The sequence below is a fragment of the Nocardia sp. NPDC005978 genome, from assembly GCF_040614455.1.
In the GTDB taxonomy this organism is placed as follows: Bacteria; Actinomycetota; Actinomycetes; order Mycobacteriales; family Mycobacteriaceae; genus Nocardia.
Genome location: NZ_JBEXUS010000245.1, coordinates 1 through 1265 on the forward strand (window position 1 = coordinate 1; position 1265 = coordinate 1265).

Genomic DNA, 1265 nt, shown 5'->3' on the forward strand with positions numbered 1-1265 from the left:
ATGGAGCTGCACCAGTAGCACCAGCAGCAGATGCAACAAGTGGAGCTTCTGCATAAAACATAAATAATAGAACTTTAATATAATAATAAAAATACACTATAATTTTGCTGTATAATAAATCCGGGGCATGGAAAGAAACCATGCTCCGGATTTTAATTCTATATACAAAAAGACAAATATCCAATAAAATATAAAGTGAGCCTAAATACTAAGAAAGGATATTTGTCATGAATAATTGTATCACAGAATTACTACAAATAAAAGATAAAAATATAATAATAGATCCTACCTTCAAAAAAGAAAAAATAAAAGGACAAACACACTTTATATTCAAAGGTGTTCTATCATATAAACCAACAAAATGCGAATGCTGTAATAGTAATAAAGTAGTAAAAAATGGATTTAATGAACCTACTACAATAAACCTACTGAAACTATCAGGTATACCCTCACGATTAACTCTAAAAAAACAAAGATTTAAATGTAAACAATGCAATAAAAAGTTTGTAGCTAGAACATCTCTTGTACTTAAACATTGTCACATCTCTCAAAATGTAAAACTATCAATCTTAAAAGCTTTAACAGCTACATTATCATTTAAACAAATATCTAAAGAACATAACGTATCAGAAAATACAACAATAAGAATACTAAAATCTTGTAGAAAACAAGTAGAAGTAAATTGTTATAAAAGCCTCCCGCAACACTTATGCTTTGATGAAATAAAATCAACAAAAGATAGTAAACATTCAATGAGCTTTGTATTTCTGGATGCCAAAACACATGATTTTATAGATATAGTAGAAGGTAGAACAAAATATATCCTAAATAATTACTTCCTTAGATTTAAAAGAAAAACAAAAAACAAGGTTAAAACAATCTGTATAGATATATACCCACCATATATGGATATAATAAAAAAACACTTCCCAAATGCCCGTATAATAATTGATAGATTTCATATCATTCAAAATATAAATAGAGAGTTAAATAAAGAAAGAGTAAGACTGATGAATATCTATAGAGGCAAAAAAGGAAAAGAAGGTAGAAATTACACCATACTAAAGAACTTTTGGAGATTAGTATTAGCTGATGAGGATAAGATTGATTATGAAAAGTATTTTTACAATAGGAGTTTTGGTAAATTAGTAACTAGAGGAGATGTATTAAATTATATATCTTAAAATCCATACTAACCTCGCTTTCTACAGTATTTTCATGTTCTTAGATTATATCAAAAATATTACTGTGGAGCAAGAAAAGTA

At 27.2% G+C, this 1265-nt stretch carries 1 protein-coding gene; it reads left to right on the top strand.

Annotated features, from left to right (window positions below; all coding sequences use genetic code 11):
• The first annotated feature begins 227 nt into the window (after positions 1 to 227).
• Positions 228 to 1184 carry an ISL3 family transposase gene (locus tag ABZ319_RS40440; protein ID WP_354991883.1) on the top strand — a complete coding sequence of 319 codons (957 nt, stop codon included), beginning with the start codon at positions 228 to 230 and terminating at the stop codon, positions 1182 to 1184.
• The last annotated feature ends 81 nt before the right edge of the window (positions 1185 to 1265 follow it).